4 protein-coding genes and 1 pseudogene are annotated in these 4,595 nt (G+C 53.9%); 1 reads left to right on the forward strand and 4 read right to left on the reverse strand.

The window, feature by feature from the left end; genetic code table 11:
- The first annotated feature begins 2 nt into the window (after positions 1-2).
- Positions 3-761: a DeoR/GlpR family DNA-binding transcription regulator gene (locus tag ABF287_RS13965; RefSeq protein ID WP_347185612.1), complete on the forward strand. Its 759-nt coding sequence runs from the start codon at positions 3-5 to the stop codon at positions 759-761.
- Positions 762-823: 62 nt separating this feature from the next.
- Here ABF287_RS13965 and ABF287_RS13970 read toward each other — a convergent pair whose 3' ends face one another.
- The 4 genes and pseudogenes from ABF287_RS13970 to ABF287_RS13985 all read right to left on the reverse strand — a co-directional run.
- Entirely contained in the window at positions 824-1,825 is a 1,002-nt protein-coding gene (locus tag ABF287_RS13970; RefSeq protein ID WP_347185613.1) for a Hint domain-containing protein, read from the reverse strand.
- Complete coding sequence (locus ABF287_RS13975; protein ID WP_347185614.1) at positions 1,825-1,956, reverse strand: hypothetical protein; 132 nt, start codon at positions 1,954-1,956, stop codon at positions 1,825-1,827. Before ABF287_RS13975 ends, ABF287_RS13970 begins: the two co-directional genes overlap by 1 nt.
- A 126-nt stretch (positions 1,957-2,082) precedes the next feature.
- The gene (locus tag ABF287_RS13980) at positions 2,083-3,789 is read right to left on the reverse strand and encodes a hypothetical protein (protein WP_347185615.1); all 1,707 of its coding nucleotides are present in this window, start codon (positions 3,787-3,789) and stop codon (positions 2,083-2,085) included.
- Positions 3,790-4,032: 243 nt separating this feature from the next.
- Positions 4,033-4,595: pseudogene (locus ABF287_RS13985) on the reverse strand (3-oxoadipyl-CoA thiolase); the annotation flags it as partial.

The following is a 4,595-nucleotide window of genomic DNA, read 5'->3' on the forward strand; positions in this document are numbered from 1 at the left end:
CTTTGGGAACGACGTTTCGACAAAAAGAGATTCTGGAACTGGCGCGCACCGAGGGCAAAGTCACGGTCTTGGGGCTTGCTGAGCACTACGACGTTACGGTGCAAACGATCCGGCGCGATCTGTCTGAGCTGGCTGAAAGCGGACAGCTGGAACGCGTGCATGGTGGTGCTGTTATCCCGTCTGGCGTTGTGAACATCGTCTACAATGAACGACAGCGGCTAAATGAAACTGGCAAAAAATCCATCGCCGCAGCCTGTGCTGCAGCCATACCTGATGGGGCATCGATTTTCATGAACATCGGCACCAGCACCGAAGCCGTCGCGCGCGCCCTGCTGGACCATGAAAACATCCTTGTCGTCACAAACAATATGAACATTGCCAACATCTTGGCCGCGAACAAAAAATGCGAAATCATTCTCACCGGTGGCGTTTTGCGGCGCTCGGACGGTGGGCTTGTCGGCGGGCTGACGGCCGACATGATCAAGCAGTTCAAGTTTGATGTGTCTATTCTGGGCTGCTCAGCCATAGATGAAGACGGTGATCTTTTGGACTTTGACGGCCAAGAAACGCTGGTCAGCCGCAGCGCCATCGAACGCTCACGCTCCGTGATGATCGTGGCGGACCATCACAAGTTCCAACGCAAAGCACCGCTGACCATCTGCAGGCTGCAAGACGTTGATGTCTTATTCACCGATGGCGACCTGCCCAAGCCATTGCATGAAAATTGCAGCACTTGGGGCACTCAGGTGGTGACAGTTTAGATGCGCCTACCAGCGATGCGACCATTTGAACGTAAGGCAACGCCGCCCCTAGTGCGTGAGCATCAATAGCCGCCAGCAGTCAGCATCTGACCTTCTTTGTGCTTGATACTCACCAATGCAGAAGGACCGTAATTTTCAAATTGGCCATCTGCAATTTGGGGGAACAGCTTCAAAATTTCGTCACGCATGTCGTCGCTCAACGCCGACCAGCCCTGCGCGCCGGGGTGGAAACTTTCCGATGGTGCGCCCTCTGCCCAGACGATTTCATGCTGATCAAACAGCATATGAACGTATTCGACTTTGCCACCTTCCTCGCGCAGGATGGAATGATCGTTGACCAACGATTTTGCCGTGGCGAGCGCTTTTGACACGCCAAAGTGCAGCTCAGCCATCCACCCTTGCACAACCATTCGGTGCTGCGGTGAAACGCGCAGGTCTCGGGTATTGCCGAGCGCGCCCTTCTTAATCAAAATTGGTGCGACGTTTCCAACCGCCAAGTGTTTGCTCGAGCCAATCCAACGAATGGGTTGATAGCCGCGATCCTGTGTAAGAACTAGATCTCCGACAACCAAGTCCTCGATCGGGCGTTCACCTGTGTCCGTGCGGATGAGCGTCCCTGCCGTGAAACAGACATTATCGGAACCTTTCGTCGGCGGTCCAACAACCCAATTCCCATTTTCATCTTTCGACAGCGATCCTGTTGAGGATTCTGCCAATGGATCACCAATACTTGTGACAGATGTCCCATCAAGAGCACCGCCAGTAAAGTTAATATCCTTCGACTGCCCCCATGCCACGGTTTCGACGACGTCACCATCATCGACAAGCGCAAGGCCATCGCGAGGGCCATCCCCAAGAGACGTGTTGATCACATAATAATTGTGCACACCATCTGAGGTTGGCGTGATGGAGCTGATGGAAACAGAATTGTCGAGGCCTGCAACTGAGCCGTCTTTGGTGTAAATTTCCAACACCAAGTTTGAGACATCGTCCCCGACCAATGTGCGAATTTCAATAAATTCGCCCGCACTGCCATCGTAGGACAACTCGCTAATATCCGCCATCAATCAGTCTCCAAAACATGTGTTGTCGCGACACTCAAATCCCGTTCAACCACATCTCGGTTAAGAATGCGTTCAAGACGCACAGGCAAAAACGACGCACGAAACGCTGCCCCCCGCGTGATCGTGGTCATCTCATCTTCAATTGATCGAAAAACATTGGAACTGTTTGGAAGGCTTACGCTGGCAGCCCAATTTTTTTGGGCATCAAGCTATCGCGCAGTTTTGGCAAGGGCGTCGCAATCATGACTGGCCAAGCTTCACTTTGCGACAGCGGAGCTCGAGGGGACATGCGGCCCGTGGTAGCGGTAGAGATCAAGTGTCCCAAACGACATCGGCTGTTCAGAGCGCACTTTGATTTCGTCCAGCAATTGTTCGGCAAGCGGCGTCGAATACTTATCACCACGACGATGAACAACAAACAAAGGCGCCTCCGCATCGAGCGATGTGAGGGTGTCAAACACATCCTGTTCGACACGCAGCCCAAACAGAGTGAAATAGTATCGCACAGGACTTTCACGCCCCGTCATAAAATTAATCTGCGGTTCCATCGGAACTGTCATAAGCGGCTCTGAGGGCCGCGCCGTGGCTTCGATCGTCTCAATAAGGTCGCGGTAAAGTGCGGCATCTTCGGCTTGCACCCGCAGACTGACGCGTGGGAGGTTCGCGGGCACATTGGCAGCGGCGCGTTCCCCTTCAATCAAGCTTCGATAGGATCGCTCCAGAGGTTGACCAGCCTGAAACACAAGAGCCCAACAGGATACCGCCGTCAGTATGGCCAACATTGCTGGTGTCGATCGCAACATCAAAAGACCAAACAAGCCCGCAGGTAAAACGAAATAGAAGTAAGCTGGGATTTGGTAATGCAACCCGCCAACGACCCAAAAGACGGCTAGAATGACCGACGGTGGAAGCGCTCTGTCGCGGAAATACTTGAGACTTGCATAGGCTCCCAACAGAGGCACAGACAGAACCAGCGAGAGCCACGCTAGACCCGAAACAAACGCGACACCGCCCGATGGGGCCAAAACGGCCTGTACTGCGCCAAACACGATAAACAAATAGCTCTGTTCGTGAATGAAGTCCCGACCGTTCATCAAAAGCGACGTGAACATTACATCGTTGAGCCAGAACATCAAAGCGTCATGTGAGAATGCCAGAATTGCGAGAGGCAACCCTGCAAGTATAAATCCAGCCAAGACTGCGCCCAAAGTTTTTATGGCTTCCCCCACAGAAACACGCGCGCGCAATGACGCCACAACCATGATGGACATGGGCCAAAGTCCGGCCCAAAAGATCCCGAACAAGCTCTGCTTTGAGGCAACATATAAAAGCAGTCCAAGTGTCGAAACTCCGCCAATAAGCACCGAGGACAGGCGGGCGTTTGACCAGCTTTTCTCCGCTTCTGCCAAAAGAACGCAAGCCAAACCAAGACCTAAAATGACCCCACTCAATTGTCGGGTGAAAAAGCACACGCCAACCAAGAAGCCCGCCAAAAGCAACCGCCCCGGCGCGCCCTTCGGCAGTTTTTCGAGGCATAAGCACAAGCAAAAGAACACGCCCAATGCGTGCCAATTCGCGCTTGGGTTTGGAAACTGCACAAACGAAAAAGCCGCAAGCGCAACGGCCCCAACAAAGGCCGTGACTGCGCCTTTGTCTTTGAGCAAAACAAAAGCAATGCAGCTTTGCAAAAAGGCAATCAAAACCAGCGGATAGCGCAGGCTCAACAAGTCTTCGCCAAACATTCTGAATGCCCACGCATTGAGCGCATTCCCGTATCCACTGTGTAAGTCAATGATATCACGGTGAATAATGTCACCTGCGTTGGCACGTTGCGCAACATAGGCATATACGCCTTCATCCACCGGCCACCAAAACTGGTCGTGATAATGAAGCATAATGGCCGAGACACAAACCAAAGATAGCACTGCGGCGATGGTCAAATTCAGTTTATTTGTTGGTCCCAAAACGGCCCCCTCGCAATGCATCAAACGCGGCCTCTAGGTCTGCAGCCAACACCTGTGAAACACCGTACATAAATGCCATCGCTGCCGCAACAGTGGCCCGTCGAGTTCGACTTTCGCACTCAAGGGATGCTGAAGTTGTCAATCCGAGCAATCGATGAAGTCGCGCTGTACCAAACGCAAACATGAAAAAAGGCCGCCCGATTGGGCGACCTTTCATCTCAATTGGAATGCTGCTGACTGCTGCTAGACAGCCTCAATCGCCACTGCGATGCCTTGGCCTACACCGATACACATGGTCGCCAAAGCGCGTTTGCCGCCTGTGTTTTTCAGCTCAAGCGCCGCTGTGCCTGCGATACGCGCCCCCGACATGCCCAAAGGATGCCCCAAAGCAATCGCGCCGCCGTTCGGGTTCACGCGCGGGTCATCATCGGCCACGCCAAGATCGCGCAGCGTTGCCAACCCCTGAGATGCGAAAGCTTCGTTCAGCTCGATCACGTCGAAATCATCGACGGTCAAACCAAGGCGCGCCATCAATTTCTTGGAGGCAGGTGCCGGACCAAAGCCCATAATGCGCGGCGCCACACCAGCAGTTGCACCGCCCAAAACGCGCGCAATCGGCGTAAGCCCATGCTTCTCAGCCGCCTCTTTAGTGGCCAAAATCAAAGCCGCCGCACCGTCATTCACACCGGAAGCATTGCCCGCCGTGATCGTCCCGCCTTCGCGCACGAAGCCACGCAGTTTGGCAAGACCTTCAGCGGTTGTTGAAGCACGCGGATGCTCGTCGGCGTCGACCACAATCGGATCGC

Source organism: Pacificibacter sp. (assembly GCF_039769035.1).
Lineage (GTDB): Bacteria > Pseudomonadota > Alphaproteobacteria > Rhodobacterales > Rhodobacteraceae > Celeribacter.

What these genes read in the sequence shown, in the direction of transcription:
- ABF287_RS13975 (WP_347185614.1), bottom strand. Translation starts at nt 1,956, where the DNA reads ATGACCACGATCACGCGGGGGGCAGCGTTTCGTGCGTCGTTTTTGCCT.
- ABF287_RS13970 (WP_347185613.1), bottom strand. Translation starts at nt 1,825, where the DNA reads ATGGCGGATATTAGCGAGTTGTCCTACGATGGCAGTGCGGGCGAATTT.